This is a genomic window from Mycobacterium sp. NGS11 (genome assembly GCF_059813315.1).
Window position 1 is genome coordinate 1 of record NZ_JCALEJ010000075.1, and the last position, 492, is coordinate 492.

General features: G+C 64.4%; 1 protein-coding gene. It reads left to right on the forward strand.

Annotated elements, in window-relative coordinates; genetic code table 11:
- The coding region (locus AC5Y4T_RS26170; RefSeq protein WP_499956153.1) for a transposase at positions 1-474 on the forward strand (474 nt) is incomplete at its 5' end.
- Between the last annotated feature and the right edge of the window lie 18 nt (positions 475-492).

The window sequence follows — 492 nt, forward strand, 5'->3', positions numbered from 1 at the left end:
TGCCGGCAGGAAGCGATCCGGTTGGCCAAGCGCATCGTCGCCCTCGATGGCGAACTGCTCGACAATCGCAAAGCACTTGACGCCGCCGTTGCCGACACCGTTCCAAAACTGTGCGAGTTGCCCGGTGTCGGCTCGGTGGTCGCCGCGTCCGTCTTGACGGCGTGGTCGCACCCCGGTCGCGTGCGTTCAGAAGCGGCGTTCGCCGCACTGGCGGGCACCTGCCCAATACCCGCGTCCTCGGGAAACACCCTGCGATACAGGCTCAATCGCGGCGGGGATCGACGCCTCAACCGGGCATTGACCACTGTAGTCATCGTCCGCATGCGCACTCACGCGCCAACCAAGGCCTACGTCGCCCGGCGACGCGCGGAAGGCCGGACCACCAAGGAGATCATGCGCTCACTCAAGCGCTACATCACACGACAGCTCTATCGAACCCTCGCCGCAACACATCCCGTCGCTGCAACCCCTTGACACGATATAGAAGCATCC